This is a genomic window from Cryobacterium aureum (assembly GCF_002954245.1).
In the GTDB taxonomy this organism is placed as follows: Bacteria; Actinomycetota; Actinomycetes; order Actinomycetales; family Microbacteriaceae; genus Cryobacterium; species Cryobacterium aureum.
Map to the genome: position 1 here is coordinate 1 of NZ_PPTG01000011.1, position 15,618 is coordinate 15,618.

Here is a 15,618-nt window from a genome sequence, read left to right on the forward strand (position 1 = left end):
CTGGACACGATGAAAGTAACGCTGGTTGAGGCATTGCACTAAACCGAGAAAACTGCGGCCATCCCCAATAAACTTCTGGCGTCGGAACAGTTCCTCGGCTTAACGTCATCCTCGGCATAATCGCTGTTAAGCCGAATTCGGCTTAACAGCGACCGAGGCACGCAATATACGTCGGGCCCGTTCCAAAAATGGTGCGCCGCCAACACGGTCACGCAGTCGATGGGAGCCGTGGGCGTGTGTTGGGACAACGCTGTGGCCGAAAGTTTTTTCTCACATCTGAAGACCGAAATGTATTACCAGCACGACTTCGAGAATCACCTCGCTGCCAGGACCGCGGTGATGGAATACATCGAATCCTGGTACAACCGGCGGCGCCCTCATTCACACAACGGAGGACTACAACCAGCCGCCGCGATGGCCGCCCACCGCGATGACCACCAAATGGCTGCGGCGTAGAAGAAAAATCAATCAGATTGTCTCAAAAACTTGACGGGCGCACACGTGAATCTTCAGGTCTAGTGGGGCCTTGCCGGTCGGGTCTCCACGAGTATGGGCGCGAATACCATGGAGCGACTGGTGCACCTCCTACTGAGTGCGGATCACGATGATCCGCCCGAGTCACAGGAGGTTCAGTCCCATTGCACTTCACACCCAGCAATCTCTGTCCGGTTTCATCGCATCCGACCCTCAACAAACGGTCACCGAGAACGGCGACACCCGCTTCTACGTGCGCGTTGGCCAGCCGCACTTCCGTCACGAATACAGCGGCAGCTTCACCGCGCTCGAGCCGACGTTCCACGACCTCGTCGCCTACCGCGCCACTGCCGAACGGGCTCTTGCCCGATTCGCCAAAGGCGACAGCTTCGTCGCCGAAGGGTACGTGCGCACCTTCCAGGTCGAGCGCGACGGCGAAGCCATCCAACGCAAAGAATTCGTCGCCAAGAAGATCGGCCACGATCTCTCACGCACCAACTATCAGGTCGACCGCACCCATCGCGCCGGTGCGGACATCGAGGTCGAGCACGAGGCGGAAGCGGCACACGCCGGATCCAGGCGGTGAACCAGCGATGTCAGAGTCACTCGTCGAGGGGGCTTCCGGCGATCACGATGACGGCTTCGGGGCGAGCTCGTTGGACGACTTCGAGGGGCCGCTCGTGGCGGAGCCACCGCATCCGATCAACTGGAACCTTCTTAGTGCCGTCGACGCCGAGGCCGAATGGATCGAACTCAACCGCTGGGTGAACTGGCTGCGACGCACCTACGGGCTGCCGGCATCCGTTGTGCCGCCGTTCTGGCATCGGCACCCCGAGCTCGTCTGGGAGCTCTCCGCGCTGCACCTGCACTGGCTCGGCGCGTACGACCCCGACCAGCACGGCTCCGCTCCGCTCGGCTGGCATCGAGACTTCGCGGAGGCCCGCCAACGGCTCCGCGACTGGGTCGCGATGTCAGGGACCCGCCTGGAGCGGGACCGGGCTACGCGGCAGACCGCGTGGCCAGGAGAACCTCCGGCCGACTCTGTCGAGGACGTGGTCATCGGCGATCGTGACGAGGACTTCGTTCAGTTTGTCGTTGATGACGTGGCCAGGCGACGCGAGGCCGAAGCTCGCATCAATGATGCACCCGACTTTCACTGATTCGTCTATGGGCATCCGGGTCAGCACGACTCGTCGTGTGCTCTCCATCGTGGCACGCGATCGGCGGCATCGGCAAGAGAAGTCCTCGGCGCTTTTTCTGCTGTACCGGTGGGATTTGAAACCTAATGCGCACCCAATGAGACGGAGGAATTCGCCTCAGATGCGTATGATTACGTGGTTTTTCAATCACTTGACCATGTTAGAAAACGGAGCAATCTCGTTCAAACGTTGCCAAAATGTTGCCACGCCTGCAGGTTGCCCCAAGGGGTCTGTCCGGGGCGCCGCGGGTACATACACAACGTGAGATGCATGGCGTAAATCGCATCAGAGAGACCATCGAGAGGAGTGTCGACCTGCTCCTGACTGGCGCCAGGGTGCTAGTAAAGAGTCCGACATGTACGTATGGATAGCCCGTCCAATAGCAGAGAATTGACGAGCCGATAATAGATATTATGTAAACTTGGAAGTCCAACTATTGCAGAATTGGTCGAATAAAGCATTCTGATACGGCGACTGCTTCTTAGTCAGGGAATCTGGCCTCGTGCACGCAAGGGATAATTGCATTTGGGCGCACATATTGCCCGAGGAGAAGCGTGACTCACATGTCAACTGCGGCTGGAACAGACCGGGCACGACTGGCCAGAGTGTCTGGTCAGCCACTCTGGTTGGGCGTCCATGACGACATTCTCGACCGGATAGCCTCGGGCGAGTTCAAGGACATGTTTCCCGGTGAAATTCAACTGACCGCGGAATATCAGGTGAGCCGCAGTACCATTCGACTTGCGCTGAACCCTCTGCGTCGAGAGGGGCTGGTGTCATCAAGTCGGGGTAAACGCCCGGTGGTGCACCTCAACCATGGCGAAGAACATCGCTTTGGGCCGGTGTATAGCTTGTTTGCGGCAGTTGAGGCTTCTGGGATGAGGCAGCGCAGTGAGTTGATCCGGTGCGAAATCCGTGTCGACGCGCGGATTGCTGACCGGCTCGACCTACCCGGCGACGCCCCGTTGGTCAATATTGAGCGCCGTCGTTTCGCTGACGACGATGTCTTTGCCGTTGACAGCGCCTGGCTGCCTGCCGATCGCGCTGCCGGTCTTCTCGAAGTCGATTTCAGCAACACTGCTCTCTATCAGGAGTTGACGCTCCGGTGTGGGATCACGCTGGACGGCGGACAGGAAACACTGACAGCGATTGCCGTTACCGTCGAACAGGCGCGAGTTCTTGAATGCCCGGTCGGCGCTGCCGCGTTCTTCATTGAACGGTGTGGTCGCGCTGCGGGGCGTCCGATGGAATGGCGGGAAACTGTCGTCCGTGGCGACCGTTTCGCGGTCACCACATCATTCTCACCCCGTTGATGGTTCAGCCGTTAACGGTTCTCAGCCTTAAGGCCCTTGAACTGAGGGCTTGCCAGGACGTACTCGTAGGGGTCCCCGGTGGGAAAGAGACCGGTTCCGTTAGGGAGAACAGCCATCGGAATTCGTCCCTGACCGCGCTGCTGCATGTGACCGTCGGACCAGGTGATCGTAACGTTGCCCATCCCGCCGCGAAGGTAGATCACTTTGTCAGAGGCCGATACCGGGGTCATGTCGCTCTCCAGAACCTGCTCCCACAGCGTTCCGGAGTCCGGATCAATCGCGGTGAGTATCGTGGCCCCATCCGTTGGACGGAATGAGGACACGGCGAGGTTTTCTGAGGACTCGTCAATGATTGACGGTCCAGTCACGTGCCCGGAAAACTCTGCGAGCATAGCTCCCGTTTTGACGTTATGTGCGCTCACAACAGAGTCACCTGCGCTATCGACCCAGTCAAGAAAGACGATATCTTCCTGCGATACGTCGTCTGCAACGGAGACCGCTGAGGAAGATTCGACGTCCGTGGGACGTGAGAGTGTGTTCGCGTCCCAGCGTATTTCTCCGGTGGTGGTGTCGACAGCCGTGAGTAGGCCTGCCGTCTCGATGAGGCCGGTGCCATTGCTTTCGTACTCGATCGTTGACGCTCCCGTCGCGTCTTCGGCGGCACTGACAGTACCGTCGTGAGCGCTGAGCATGACCGCGGGCAAGACGTCGTCGGAGACGATCCCTTTGGGCGTGTCCGCGAAGATCAGGCCTGAACCTCGGGCCGGTCCCGGAACATTGACTGGCCCCCAGGCAATCGCGCCGGACTCGGACTCGAATGCCGTGGCGACAGTGCGCGTCGCCAGCTTTCCCGCTTCTGCCGTAGTGTCCGAATCGAGAATCACGATGAGCTCTCGATCACCGTCGCGGGTCAGTACAAACCCCACGCAGGACGGGTTCGTTTCGATCTGCCACCGTATGCCTGCCTCCGAGAGACCGATGAAGTTCAAGTCTTCAACCTCGCTATTCGGAAATAGCGTCGACACAAAAACGTTATCGCTCACGGCGGGTTGGCTGTCGAATTGCACGATACCCGTGGCCAGATAATCACTAGGCAACGCGGGCATAGCGGAAGTTGCAGTGAAGTCAACCAAATTTACGATGTCGGAGACACGATGGGCGCCGAGCTGCGACGGGGATCCGGAACACGCGGCCAGTAGCACAACGCTAGCGAGCGTGGCGGTTGCGGCACCAGCAGCGCGCCTCATTCTTGCTTTTGGAGCACACGCTGCCGCCGCGTGCGACGGTTCCGAGCCGCGTAGGCCAGCGCGATGAGGCCCAGCACGACGATCGCGACGATCCCGAATCCCAGATTGGTCATGAGGGAGGACACATCGAGCACCCAGGCCTCGGTGGCGAACTGATCTCCGATGGTCAAAACTCCGCCGAGGCTCGCGGTACCGTCGGTGAGGAATAGGAAAATTCCGATCAGGATTGACAGGATCCCGGATACGATCATCAACCACGAGTTCTCCCATCTTCCGATGGTGAGCATCCGCGGGCGCAGCCAACGACTCTTCCCCAGTGAAAGACGGTCCCACAACAGGGCGAGTACGATCAGGGGCGCTGCCATGCCGAGCGCGTAGATCGCTAAGAGAATTCCCCCGTAGACGGCGTTACTGCCGAGGGCGGCCACGGTAAGCACCGAGCCGAGGATGGGGCCTGCACACACCCCGGCTACTCCGTAGACAGCGCCGAGGAGGTAGACCGATACTGCCGAGGTCCCTTCGGCCGCGCTGCCGCGGGCAAAGGCGGGAAAACGTAGTCCAGAAATTTGGATGATACCCATCAACACCACGAGTAATGAAGCGATCCCGACGAAGGCCGTGCGATTTTGCGTGACAAACACCCCGACCGTGCCAGCCAGCACTCCCAGCGGCACCAACGTAGTAATTAGACCCAGATAGAACAATCCGGTACGGGCAAGAAGCTCGGACGGCTTCGCGAACGCGTAGGCGAAGAACGCAGGAAGGAGCATGACCGAGCAGGGGCTCAAAAGTGTCAGCATCCCGCCAATCAGTGCGCCGGCATAGCCAATATCCACGTCTAACGTCCGGCCTTCGCCAGTTCGCTGTCGATCGTGTCACGGAACACCTGCACCGGCATCGCGCCGGAGATCGGAGTTTCATTTACCACGAACATGGGCGTGCTGGTAATTCCGAGGTACCTAGCCTCGGCCGCATCAATGTTCACTTTTTCCAAAAGTTCAGCATTATCCAGGTCGGAGACGAACTGCTCAAGGTTGGGAACACCAATTTCTGTCGCGATTTCCAGAAGGCGTTCCGGGGGCAATGCCACATGTCCGCGTTCCGGGGCGCCCGCGAAGACGACCTCGGCAAACTCCCAGAAGAAACCTTGCTCGCCCGCCGCCCGGGCAGCCACGGCCGCTGCCGTGGATTCCTCACCGAACACCGGCAGGTCCCGCCACTCGATGCGCACTTGGCCGCTGTCGACATATTCCTCAACGAGGACGGGGAGGGTATCGCGCGCGAAAACCCCACAAAATGGACACCGGAAATCGGCGTATTCGACCAAAACGACCGGCGCGTCGACCTCTCCGCGGGCGGTCACCTCACCATCGACACGTCGGGCGAGATCGAGCGTCTGCTCGCCGCTATTTTCCCCGGATTGTTCAGCGGGGGCCGAAGTGGATTCTTGGACGGGTTGTTGTGCAACCACTCCGACGATGACGACTGCGAGAACTGCCGCTGCTCCTAAAAGCATCAGGAGCGTGCGTCGCCGCACCTTGACTCGTCGGATCGGCCTGTTTTTTGTGAAGTTCTGTTGTGTCGGCACCATATTAAATGTACGCACATTAGGGTAAAAAAGACAGTTGTAGCCGCCTCTCCGTCCGAGTCAAGGAGCATTCCCGGCAAACCGATTGAAAAGAGTCCATTCATGCTCCAAGCAACCACCGCCCCGCCACGAACGGCCCACGAGACTGACCGCATTGCCCACGCCGGCGAGGGGCGTCTCCACCTTGGTGATACCGAGGCCTACCGACCCGTCATGACCGAAGCGCGTCGGTTACAACTCCGCTCCACGGCGTGGGGCAAAGCTCCACGGTCCACGCAACGACGTCACTACCACCGCGTACTCGTCTTCGCCGCGGCTTGCGTCGGTGTCGGAATAGCACTGGTGATCTCGCTACTACTTTCGGTCAATTCATGAACGCCATTCATAGGTCGGCGCCCCGGAGCGTTCCGCAACTTCTTATTCATGTGCTTGGCTCGGACGAAGCCTCCGTTGCTGCTGGCTTGCAGGTTGTGCGCAACGCCCATCACGGATTCGCCACTCCGAGCACAATTGCCCTCGTGATTCAAGGCCGAGCCGTCCAGTTCCTCGCGGCCAATTCCGCCCTCGATGACGAAATCAACACGGCACTCGCTTTGCCAGGCGTGTCGGTGGTGGCATGTGGAAACAGCCTCCGGTCCGCTGGTCTTGGCGTCCACGATCTTGGCATCGGCGTGAGTAGCACTCCTGCTGCCGTCGTCTTCCTGGCTCAGTCTCAACTCGAGGGATGGGCCTATGTTCGCATTTGACACGACGGTCGTAGGGCGCTTGAACGGCGCTTTTCAATTTACGTACGGTTGACAGCGTCTTGAATATCTTGCAAGTCATCGATTCCGCCGGCGAGATGCTCTGACCAATTCGGGCCGACATGAGCCGCCCGACCGACCAGCGAGCGTGCGCCACGCCGACGACCGCTGGCACGGTTCCGTCCGTCCGCAGCTTGCTGGCGCGACGGCGCGGAGTTCGGCACACCTCGCTCGCTGAAGCGCCGGCAACTTCGTAATACTTCACCAAATAACGAACCCTGCCTCAAGAGCCTGTTGTGCAGAGCGAACCCCGTTGGTCGCGGCAGCCAACCGTAATCGGGTGTCGTATTCGCAAGGTTCGAGATCAACAAGATCTATTGGTAGTTAGCGAAGACCTGTGCGACGCCCGAGGGCTGTTAGGAATCCGAGCGGGCGGCGCAGGTGCACTGCTGACTCGTTGGGACGTCGGCCATAACCTCATCGACGTGCATACCGCATCCGGTCCAGGTGGTTTTTCCGCAATTGTCGCATCGTATGGGACTGCACATAGTGACTCCTTAGCTAATCGAGCTGAAGTCTCCAGTATACCCCATGGGGTATAAGTTACTTGCGGACAGAGGAAACTTATTTGTCAACGACGATGGCCAGTCCGGTGGCGGCAGACGCGTCCGTGATGCCGCCTGCATCGGTCAGCGTGGTGAACCCGAGGTCGGCCATGCGGGTGACGGCTGCAGCCGACCGGTTTCCGGTGGCGCAGTAGATGATGTAGTCCCCGTCGATTGGCAACACCGCGATCAGCATATCGAAGTCCGGGGACTGCACGTCGATATTGATGGCGTCCTGCAGGTGTCCACCGACATACTCTTCTGCGGTGCGCACATCGATGATGACCGTACTGGAGGTGACAGCGATGGACGGGGCCGGCGCGGGGCTCGCGCAGGCGGCCATACTGAGCAGTGCCGCCACGGCAATCGTGATGGCGGTAAGTGTCTTCATCATGGCTGGGTGTCCTGACGGGTGCGTGACGCGGGAGGCAGTGTGATCGGCTCGGGGGTGACTTTCCGGGATCGTGGGAACAAAGGCGTGCAAGTGGTGCAGGCCTCACCCTCAGTGGACTCTGACGATTTACTGCGGGTAGTGGCTCGGCGTTCGCTGGCCAGCCGTTCGCGCAGGGCCCAGAACAACAGGGCGAGGGCGGCAGCGGCCAGGACCGGGCGAGCAGCACCACTCACGACCGGGTCGAGGGAGCGAACTTCGGTAGTCAAATAGAGCGCAATCAGACCCAGAGCCGGCCACCGCGCGTCACAGAGAGTTGCGTCGGCGCCGATGGGGGTGCCGATATAACTTGCAACAATCAAGCCGATCACACTCGCTCCGAGGGCAGTAGCCGCGACCGCCCACCAGAGCGCATCGCCTGCGCCGACCGCAATAGGTGCGTAGCCGGTGGCAAGAGCAATGAACGCGCCTACGGCAACGGCGGCCACGATCATCCAGCGTCGCGCGGGCCAGGCTCTGAGGTCAGTGAACACGCTCGACAGCTTCCGCCTCAACATCGGCCCGAGCGGGAAGACGACAGGAGTTTTCTCGAGTCATGCGCGCATACAGAGCCCAGCCGAGCAAAATAATCGACGCGGCGGCCAGATACGGCTGGACCGGCTCGAAGAATTGCATCGCCCCGGTTGTCCCGAGAGCGAGGAGAACTAATTTGTTGCAGACGGGGCATCCCACCGCGAAAAACGTTACGAGCCAGCCGGCCATGCCCGCCCGTCCGGCCGCTCGTCCGAATGAAGCGCCTTCCGGGTGCGCCACATAGGTAGCGGTGACCAGGCCCGCTAAAACCGCGCTGAGAATGAGCACCGGCCACGACCAGGCGGTCGGCGGGATCTCTCTCGAAAAGAATGGCGTGTCAATCAAGTCCGTCGGGATGGCAATGAAGACCACCGTAAATAATGCTGTTGCCAGGGCAACCCACCAGCGACGGGAGGGCCAGCGACGCAAGTCGCCGCCGAGCCCGGCCAGCGTGCCGCGCCAAGGGGCACGCCGTGATGATTCGTCCCTACTGGTGCGCTGGTCACGCATGCGAATAGCCCTCATTTACTTTTCATGGTGAAACGCTTGCTGTCATATTTCAGTATACTGATACCCTAAGGGGTATCTTACTCCCCCGCAAAACCAGCCATGCATCCGCCTATCAACAGGAGTACACCTCTATGGGAACTACCGAACCCGCGACCCACGCCAGCGACGACCTGCGCAAGACCCTCAATCGACTCAAGCGTGCACAGGGGCAACTCGGCGCCGTCATCACAGCCGTCGAGTCCGGCGCCGATTGTCGCGCCGTAGTCACCCAGCTGGCTGCCGTCTCGAGCGCCATCGACCGGGCGGGGTTCACGATCATCTCGTCGGCAATGAAAGAGTGTCTCATTGACGGCGGTGCCGATGGAGAAAAAAAACAGCTCAGTGTCAATGAGCTTGAAAAACTTTTTCTCTCCCTCGCCTGATCCCGCTCGCGGTTGCTAGCCCACGAGGGCGCGTACCGCGACATACACAGCGATGCAGAGCACAAGGATCGCGAAGCTCGTTTTGAGGACGCGGTCGGGGAGCCCTCGGCCGAGTCTGCCCGCAATCAAGGATGCCAGCATGGCCGTTCCTGCAAAGGCGCCGGTGACAGCCCAGTCGATCTGCACGTCGCTCAGGTGGGCGCTGAAACCGGCAACCGAATTGATGACAATGATCACAAGGGACGTGCCGATCGTGACGCCCATGGGAAGCCCGAGCACGAGAGCCAGTGCCGGAACAATCAGAAACCCGCCGCCGACGCCAAGCAGCCCGGTCAGGAACCCGACCACGGTGCCCGTGGCCAGCGCACGGGGCAGGCAAATGCGCCACCGGGTCCCGCCGCCGGGCAGCGCGCAGGGGCCAGTTGCGGCGGGGGTGGCAAAGAACATCCGCACACCGGCAATGACCATGATCGCGCTGAAAGCGACGAGCAGAAGCTGAGGGTTGACCAGCCGGTTTACGAGGGTGCCGAGGTAGGCGGTGGGAATGCCGGCGGCGCCGATGATGCCGGCGAGACGCCAGTTCACGCCGGCGCGCAGCCGCGGAAGCACGGCGACCGCCGACGCCGCTCCCACGACGATCAGCGACGTCGGTATCGCCTCCTCGAGGGGTAACCCGACACCGTAGACCAATGCCGGAACTGCCAGGATTGACCCGCCCCCACCGACCAGGCCAAGGAGCGCACCGACGATCGCTCCTAGAAGCAGCGCGGCCGGGATCATGTGTGCCGCGCCAGCTGCGCGAGGACATCGCTCTTCGTGGGCTCGGAAACCGGGCGGTTCCAGCGCATCCACGACAGAATGCGGCCCAGCGTGCAACTGTTGGTGGCGGCCGACACCGCGAGGCCGGCGCCGATGACGCCGGCGAGAAGATGGAACTGCGGATGGATGAACCTTCCCGCCAGCGCGCTCGCCAAAACCAAAGATCCGGCCGTCATGCGTACCTGTCGATCCATGGCCCACGTGGAGCGGCCGGTGACGATATCGCCGCCGGCCGCGGCATAGCTCGCTACGCCACCGGTCAACACACGAGCACCGGTCAGGCCAGCAGCGTCAAGATCCTTTCGCGCTTCTTCCGCACGTCGACCCGACTGGCACACCAGCACAACCCGGGAGGCCATCTGCGCCGCAAACTCTTCAGTGTGTTCTTTAAGCAGGTGGAGCGGCACGTGATACGAACCCCGGATATGCCGGGTTTCAAACTCCGAGCCCTCCCTCACATCGATGATCAGGTCGTCATGATTGAGAACCCATCGGTGGAATTCGTCTGCCCCAATCGGTGGCAAAGTAGGGCTGACGGTGCGCATGGTGTCAGAGATAGTAGATCCGTTTCAGTTTGGTGCGGGAGCGGAGCGATGCTGGGCAGCCTTGCGGCCTGCCACTGAGGCAGGCCGCTGACGATCGTGTCTGCCGTGAAGCCAGCAGTGGTTAGGTGTTCAGCCGCGGCGTTATTTCTATCAGGCTTTCACTGCATATCGGGCGGCCCAGGCGTTGTAGCCGCCGATGAGGTCGGTCACGTCCGAATGGCCAAGGCCGCGCAGCGCACTCGCGGCGACGCTCGAACGCCAGCCGCTGGCACAGTGGATGATCACGGGTCCGGCGGGCACTTCGGCGTGGCGCTCGCTCAGCTCGGCCAGGGGAATGTGCAGCGAGCCCGGGATCGCGCCCTGCTCGACCTCGCCGGGGTTACGTACGTCGAGGATTGTTGCGGCGGTGTCCCGGCGCAGAGCCTCGAAGTCCTCAAGCTCGACCCGCGCACCGACCTGCATCAGTGGGCCGAGGTCGGTGAACGCCTGCGCCGGGTTTGTCAGATATCCGGCGACCCGGTCGAAGCCGATGCGGGTCAGCCGCATTCCGGCCTCGGCTTCGCGGCCGGAATCGGCGATGATCACAATGTTGTCGTCGTGCTCGATGACCATTCCGGCCGTCTCGGAGAAGCGACCGTCCAGTCCCACGTTAATGGACCCGGCCAGGTGCCCGAGCGCGAAGTCCTCGGGGCTGCGGGTGTCGAGAACGCGGGCTCCGCGTTCAACGGATGTGCGAACATCCGTCAAGGTGAGCGGTGCTAGTTCGCGGGTGGAACCGATGATTTCGTGTGTGCTGCGGTTGATCATCGCGTCGACGGCGAAGTAGCCGGGGATTGCGGGCTGGCCGCTGCGGATCATCGTCACGAAGTCGTCTTCGCTCATGGGCTGCACGGACGCGTTCGTCAGGCGCTGATTGCCGATGGTGGATTCGAGCTCGTCGGAGAGGTTCTTGCCGCAGGCGGAACCAGCACCGTGCGCAGGGAAAACACGCACCGCATCAGGCAAGGCGAGAAGCGTCGTGTGGATCGACGCGTACAGGGCGCGGGCCAGTTGGTCGGGATCGGCGCCGACGGATGCGGCCAGGTCGGGACGGCCCACGTCACCGATGAAGAGGGTATCGCCGGTGAGAACGGCATGGGGCACGGCGTCGCCGGCGTGTTCACGAACGACGATGCTGATGGACTCCCAGGTGTGCCCGGGGGTGTCGAGAATTTCGAATTCCACTTCACCGAGCGAGATTCTCTCGCCATTGGCCAGGTGACGGATCTCGTACTCCGCCTCAGCGCGGGCACCGTAGCCGATCCAGGCGCCAGTGGCTGCGGCCAACTCAAGATGACCGGCGACGAAGTCAGCGTGGAAATGCGTGTTGATCACGCCGACGATGGTCAGGTTGTTCGCTTGGGCATCAGCGAGGTATTCGTCGATGTCGCGCCGAGGGTCTACGACAACGGCTTGACCGCTCGTCTCATCACCGACGAGGTACGAACCATGGGACAGGCAGTTGAGGTAGTACTGGGTCAAAATCATCGTGGCCTCCAAAGATCGGGGCCCACCACGCCGACACGAATTGGGGCGTGTAGTGGGTATGCGCCCCAGTCTCGCACATACCCCACATGGTATGCAAGATACCCCTAAGGGTATAGTCTTTGTGTATGGCTACTACCGCTCTCACCGAGACCACCTTTGACACGACCATTGCCCAGAGCCCCATCGTGCTGGTTGATTTCTGGGCCGCATGGTGCGGCCCATGCCGCAGCTTCGCCCCGACATTCACCGCGGCGTCCGAAAAGCACCCCGCAATTACCTTTGGAAAAGTTGATACCGAAGCCGAACAAGGATTGGCCGCAGCCGCGGGCATCCGTTCCATCCCCACGCTGATGGCGTTTCGGGACTCCGTGCTCGTCTTTTCCCAGCCGGGCGCCCTAAACGCAGCCAGCCTGGAAGAGCTCATTGCCGGTGTTGAGAACCTCGACATGGACGACGTGCGCGCCAGTATCGCCGCCCGCTAAACGTCGCGTCCCCTGCGAAAAGGCTTCGCAGCAGGCTCACCGGCGGTCCACCCTGTCAACACCCGGCGAGAATACTCTCCGGGGTATAATTGTGTTATTAGTTCACCGAATTGAATGGAGATCCATTATGTGTCGTTCCGTCACCTGCAAAGTGTGCCAAAAGACAACGTGGGCGGGCTGCGGTCAGCACATTGATCAGGTAATGCGCGGCGTGCCACGCAACCAACAATGCGCCGGGCACGTCAAAGAAAAAGCGACCGGCTCCTTCTGGTCCCGGCTACTCGGACGCTAACGGCGGTACCCACCTCCTTCTACTGAAGCCTGCCAGCGCCAGCCAGATCGCCAACCGGACCACCGGCGCGGCTGACGGCTAACACGGCCGGGGTGGGGATAACCGCGTTCCGCGGTCGGGTATGGGCGCAGCCCTCATGTCAGAAAGAGCGCCGCTGAGCGTTGCTGTTCACAGAATCAGCGACACAGCGTTCACGGTGCTCTAGCGGGCCGGAGCGCGTATTAGTTGCTGCTGCTTTCTCCTTGGAGAACGGCTAGCGCGGCGAGAAGACGTTCATCGGCTTGATCAGCAACGTGCTGTATCCCCGGGGAATTGCTGAGCTGGACCATGGTTTGTGGGTTGATAGCTTGAATCGTGGTCGTATTCGCTGAGGGGCTGCGCCGGATGACGACGTTGCACGGAAGCAGCAGTCCCATGTCGGGCTCCGCGGTGAGTGCTTGTTCGGCGAGGGCCGGGTTGCACGCGCCCAAGATCAGGTAATCGCCAAGTGACTGCGCGCTTTCCACGCCGAGTTTCGTTTCGAAGGTCGCGTGGACGTCGATTTCGGTCAGAACGCCGAAGCCCTGGTTGGCTAGTTCTTCCCGCACCCTGGTGACGGCTTCTGCGTAGGGCAGCGAGATAGTGATGGTGTGTGCATAGTTCATTGTTTTCTCCCGGTCTACTTTCTTGAATCGATCGTTGCGGTTGGTGTTAGTTTGCGGTGATGATTCCCATCATTCCGCTGTCTTCGTGGTCGAGGATGTGGCAGTGGTACACGGTGCGTCCGCTGAAGTCGTCAAACGCGATACGTACGCGCACGGTGCTGCGTGCTGGGATATTCACGACGTCCTGCCACATGATGGTGTCGACCGGCTGGCCTGCCTGTTCGATGATCTGCATCGGCCACACGTGCAGGTGCATGGGGTGATCGAGCCGGCTGGTATTTGTCAGCAACCAGTCCTCCACGGTGTCGAATTGCACGGTCGTGTCGATCCGGGTGGCATCGAATACCTGACCGTTGATCGTGGCTGACATCATGCCGCCGCCCATTCCTCCGCCCATGCCGCCATCCATGTCTCCGCCCATGCCGCCGCCCCTATTCCCGTCCATTCCCATCGCGAAGATCAACTCGCGTCGGGCGGTAACGGTAGCCGTGCGTAGGTCACGTGGAACGGGTTGGCCGGGTATGGCTGCGACTGTGGCGATAGTGTCACCGGTCACGATGAATGTGGCCAGTGCGATGTCGTCGGCGGCAGTGGAGCTTCCGCTTCCCATCATCATTCCGCCGGACATGCCTCGGTCGTAGGTGTGGGCACGCAGTTCGGAGGTGCCGGCTGTACCGGTGACGAGAAGGTCGGCCCGGTTCCCAGGGGCCAGCACGACCTCGTCGACGTCGCGCGCGGCTTCGAAACGCCCGGAGTCGATTCCGAGAAGAGACATCTGCTGCCCGTCGAGGCGCAGCCGCAGGTAACGGGACACGCAGGCATTAATGATGCGCCATCGTTCCCGTTCGCCCGGGCGGGCAGTCATGCTGGGGGTAAGTTGCCCGTTGACGAGGACAAGGTCTCCCTCGCGTCCGAACATTTTCTCCATCGATGTGGCCGCTGGAATTGTTCCCGCGGAATCGAGAGTGATGTCGGAAATGACGAGGACGCGTTCCCGGCTGGCAGGGACGGGGTCGGGGTCATCAACGATGATGGCGCCGTAAAGGCCGCCGAATACCTGATCGGCCACGAAACCGTGGTGGTGCGGGTGATACCAGTACACGCCCGGCGGGTGATTGGCGGGCAATTCGTACTGGTAATCGAAAGAGTCGCCGGCCGCGACGGTGACGAACATGTTGTCGCTATTGTTCTCGGGCGAGACGTGGAGTCCGTGCACGTGCAGGTTGCTGGGGTCTGCCAGACCATTGCGAAGGCTCACGCTGAGGGTATCTCCCGCTCGAACGCGCAGTGTGGGGCCGGGCACGCCACCGTTGTAACTCAGCGCCCGCACATCACGTCCAGCAATGGTCACCTGTTGCGGGGAAGACTCGAGGTCAACGGTGAGAGTGCCGCTGACACTTCGTAACTCCGGGGGCTCTACGAGGTCGCTCCCGGACGGTATTGCCGGTGACGTAGTTGATGAGATCCGTTGATTGACGAAGAAACCCGTTCCGCCTACAGCCGTGCCTGCAATCCCGACCCCGCCGAGAATCAGGGCGCTACGGCGACTGAGATCAGGCACTACCGGCCCTCCTCGAGCACCCGCAGCTGATCACGCAACTGCTCCGCAGTGAGCTCCCCCCGAGCGAAACGCTCCTCAAGAATTCGCCTAGCACTGGCCGAATCCGCTTGCCTCGGAGCAGAGCGTGTGTCATCGCTTCCGGATTTGTTCGACAAAAAACGAACAATGACATAGATGAGCACGGCGACGCCTGCAATAGCCAACAGGCCGAACCCCCAAGACCATCCCATACTTCCGTTACCCCACATCATCTGATCGTTTCCTTTCATTTACTGATCCGTATCTCCACTATACCCCTAGAGGTATAAGTCGTGGCGTGGTTCGAGCCATCACCGCATCAAAGAAAAGGCTGGACTATGGATGTTCGTGCCGGGCTCGCACTGGACACCATGAATGGCCAGACGACTTTCCGAGACAAAATGAAAGCCCGCGATTCCGCGCCTTTCTGCTCTTTTTCCACAACTCAATCTGGGTCAGTCTCGTGTCTTGTAAACCTTTAGTTTTCTAGGACACCAGGTGGCCCAAACTGCGGGACCCGCACAGAACCGGCGACGCTTGAATATTGGCTTCCAAGGGAGCCGGGGGCGGTGCGACTGAGGGCCAGCCCCCGGAGTCATGAATCGTGTCGTTCAGAGCCATAGTTGGCGTGGTTGAGAGCCACCTGCAAGGCTCCTTCCACCACG

20 protein-coding genes and 1 pseudogene are annotated in these 15,618 nt (G+C 60.9%); 8 read left to right on the forward strand and 13 right to left on the reverse strand.

Annotated features, from left to right (window positions below; all coding sequences use genetic code 11):
- Positions 1 to 144: 144 nt before the first annotated feature.
- The 4 genes and pseudogenes from CJ028_RS05425 to CJ028_RS05440 all read left to right on the forward strand — a co-directional run.
- Positions 145 to 456 (forward strand): annotated as a pseudogene (locus CJ028_RS05425) (integrase core domain-containing protein); the annotation flags it as partial.
- 148 nt (positions 457 to 604) lie between these two features.
- Complete coding sequence (locus tag CJ028_RS05430) at positions 605 to 1,060, forward strand: single-stranded DNA-binding protein (RefSeq protein WP_240607113.1); 456 nt, start codon at positions 605 to 607, stop codon at positions 1,058 to 1,060.
- Positions 1,061 to 1,067: 7 nt separating this feature from the next.
- On the forward strand, positions 1,068 to 1,634 hold the full coding sequence (locus CJ028_RS05435) for a DUF4913 domain-containing protein (RefSeq protein WP_240607114.1): 567 nt from the start codon (positions 1,068 to 1,070) through the stop codon (positions 1,632 to 1,634).
- 602 nt (positions 1,635 to 2,236) lie between these two features.
- A complete protein-coding gene (locus CJ028_RS05440) occupies positions 2,237 to 2,986 on the forward strand; it encodes a GntR family transcriptional regulator (RefSeq protein ID WP_105034268.1) in 750 nt (249 codons plus the stop codon).
- A gap of 11 nt (positions 2,987 to 2,997) precedes the next feature.
- On the opposite strand, the gene CJ028_RS05445 is transcribed toward CJ028_RS05440, so the two are convergent.
- The 3 genes from CJ028_RS05445 to CJ028_RS05455 form a co-directional block, all read right to left on the reverse strand.
- Positions 2,998 to 4,092, reverse strand: coding sequence for a hypothetical protein (locus CJ028_RS05445; protein ID WP_129590393.1), 1,095 nt, complete (start codon positions 4,090 to 4,092; stop codon positions 2,998 to 3,000).
- 137 nt (positions 4,093 to 4,229) lie between these two features.
- A complete protein-coding gene (locus CJ028_RS05450; protein WP_105034270.1) occupies positions 4,230 to 5,069 on the reverse strand; it encodes a cytochrome c biogenesis CcdA family protein in 840 nt (279 codons plus the stop codon).
- 2 nt (positions 5,070 to 5,071) lie between these two features.
- Positions 5,072 to 5,824 carry a DsbA family protein gene (locus CJ028_RS05455; protein ID WP_240607116.1) on the reverse strand — a complete coding sequence of 251 codons (753 nt, stop codon included), beginning with the start codon at positions 5,822 to 5,824 and terminating at the stop codon, positions 5,072 to 5,074.
- A 368-nt stretch (positions 5,825 to 6,192) separates the two neighbouring features.
- Here CJ028_RS05455 and CJ028_RS05460 point away from each other — a divergent pair, with 368 nt between their 5' ends.
- On the forward strand, positions 6,193 to 6,567 hold the full coding sequence (locus CJ028_RS05460) for a DsrE family protein (RefSeq protein WP_129590394.1): 375 nt from the start codon (positions 6,193 to 6,195) through the stop codon (positions 6,565 to 6,567).
- Between the two features lie 413 nt (positions 6,568 to 6,980).
- Here CJ028_RS05460 and CJ028_RS22135 read toward each other — a convergent pair whose 3' ends face one another.
- The 4 genes from CJ028_RS22135 to CJ028_RS05475 all read right to left on the reverse strand — a co-directional run bounded on the left by CJ028_RS22135 (position 6,981) and on the right by CJ028_RS05475 (position 8,643).
- On the reverse strand, positions 6,981 to 7,112 hold the full coding sequence (locus tag CJ028_RS22135) for a DUF8730 family Cys-rich protein (RefSeq protein ID WP_500681175.1): 132 nt from the start codon (positions 7,110 to 7,112) through the stop codon (positions 6,981 to 6,983).
- A gap of 76 nt (positions 7,113 to 7,188) precedes the next feature.
- Complete coding sequence (locus CJ028_RS05465; RefSeq protein ID WP_105034273.1) at positions 7,189 to 7,563, reverse strand: rhodanese-like domain-containing protein; 375 nt, start codon at positions 7,561 to 7,563, stop codon at positions 7,189 to 7,191.
- The gene (locus CJ028_RS05470) at positions 7,560 to 8,093 is read right to left on the reverse strand and encodes a hypothetical protein (protein WP_105034274.1); all 534 of its coding nucleotides are present in this window, start codon (positions 8,091 to 8,093) and stop codon (positions 7,560 to 7,562) included. The genes CJ028_RS05465 and CJ028_RS05470 overlap by 4 nt, the downstream gene beginning before the upstream one ends.
- Positions 8,083 to 8,643 carry a hypothetical protein gene (locus CJ028_RS05475; protein WP_240607117.1) on the reverse strand — a complete coding sequence of 187 codons (561 nt, stop codon included), beginning with the start codon at positions 8,641 to 8,643 and terminating at the stop codon, positions 8,083 to 8,085. Before CJ028_RS05475 ends, CJ028_RS05470 begins: the two co-directional genes overlap by 11 nt.
- A gap of 131 nt (positions 8,644 to 8,774) precedes the next feature.
- On the opposite strand from CJ028_RS05475, the gene CJ028_RS05480 reads away from it, so the two are divergent.
- Complete coding sequence (locus CJ028_RS05480; RefSeq protein ID WP_104190884.1) at positions 8,775 to 9,065, forward strand: metal-sensitive transcriptional regulator; 291 nt, start codon at positions 8,775 to 8,777, stop codon at positions 9,063 to 9,065.
- A gap of 15 nt (positions 9,066 to 9,080) precedes the next feature.
- Here CJ028_RS05480 and CJ028_RS05485 read toward each other — a convergent pair whose 3' ends face one another.
- From CJ028_RS05485 to CJ028_RS05495, 3 genes are all read right to left on the reverse strand, one after another.
- Positions 9,081 to 9,845 (reverse strand): sulfite exporter TauE/SafE family protein, encoded by a 765-nt coding sequence (locus CJ028_RS05485; RefSeq protein ID WP_105034275.1) that lies wholly within the window; start codon positions 9,843 to 9,845, stop codon positions 9,081 to 9,083.
- Entirely contained in the window at positions 9,842 to 10,429 is a 588-nt protein-coding gene (locus CJ028_RS05490) for a rhodanese-like domain-containing protein (protein WP_105034276.1), read from the reverse strand. Before CJ028_RS05490 ends, CJ028_RS05485 begins: the two co-directional genes overlap by 4 nt.
- A gap of 150 nt (positions 10,430 to 10,579) precedes the next feature.
- Entirely contained in the window at positions 10,580 to 11,956 is a 1,377-nt protein-coding gene (locus CJ028_RS05495; protein WP_105034277.1) for an MBL fold metallo-hydrolase, read from the reverse strand.
- Positions 11,957 to 12,081: 125 nt separating this feature from the next.
- Between CJ028_RS05495 and CJ028_RS05500 the strand changes: the two genes are divergently transcribed.
- Positions 12,082 to 12,438 (forward strand): thioredoxin family protein, encoded by a 357-nt coding sequence (locus CJ028_RS05500; protein ID WP_105034278.1) that lies wholly within the window; start codon positions 12,082 to 12,084, stop codon positions 12,436 to 12,438.
- 127 nt (positions 12,439 to 12,565) lie between these two features.
- Complete coding sequence (locus tag CJ028_RS22140; RefSeq protein ID WP_500681176.1) at positions 12,566 to 12,730, forward strand: DUF8730 family Cys-rich protein; 165 nt, start codon at positions 12,566 to 12,568, stop codon at positions 12,728 to 12,730.
- A gap of 221 nt (positions 12,731 to 12,951) precedes the next feature.
- Here CJ028_RS22140 and CJ028_RS05505 read toward each other — a convergent pair whose 3' ends face one another.
- Genes CJ028_RS05505 through CJ028_RS05515 form a run of 3 tightly spaced genes read right to left on the reverse strand, consistent with a single transcriptional unit; the run spans position 12,952 to position 15,204 of the window.
- On the reverse strand, positions 12,952 to 13,374 hold the full coding sequence (locus CJ028_RS05505; protein WP_105034279.1) for a DUF302 domain-containing protein: 423 nt from the start codon (positions 13,372 to 13,374) through the stop codon (positions 12,952 to 12,954).
- Between the two features lie 46 nt (positions 13,375 to 13,420).
- On the reverse strand, positions 13,421 to 14,935 hold the full coding sequence (locus CJ028_RS05510; protein ID WP_105034280.1) for a multicopper oxidase family protein: 1,515 nt from the start codon (positions 14,933 to 14,935) through the stop codon (positions 13,421 to 13,423).
- Complete coding sequence (locus tag CJ028_RS05515) at positions 14,935 to 15,204, reverse strand: SHOCT domain-containing protein (protein ID WP_240607118.1); 270 nt, start codon at positions 15,202 to 15,204, stop codon at positions 14,935 to 14,937. The genes CJ028_RS05510 and CJ028_RS05515 overlap by 1 nt, the downstream gene beginning before the upstream one ends.
- Positions 15,205 to 15,618 lie beyond the last annotated feature (414 nt).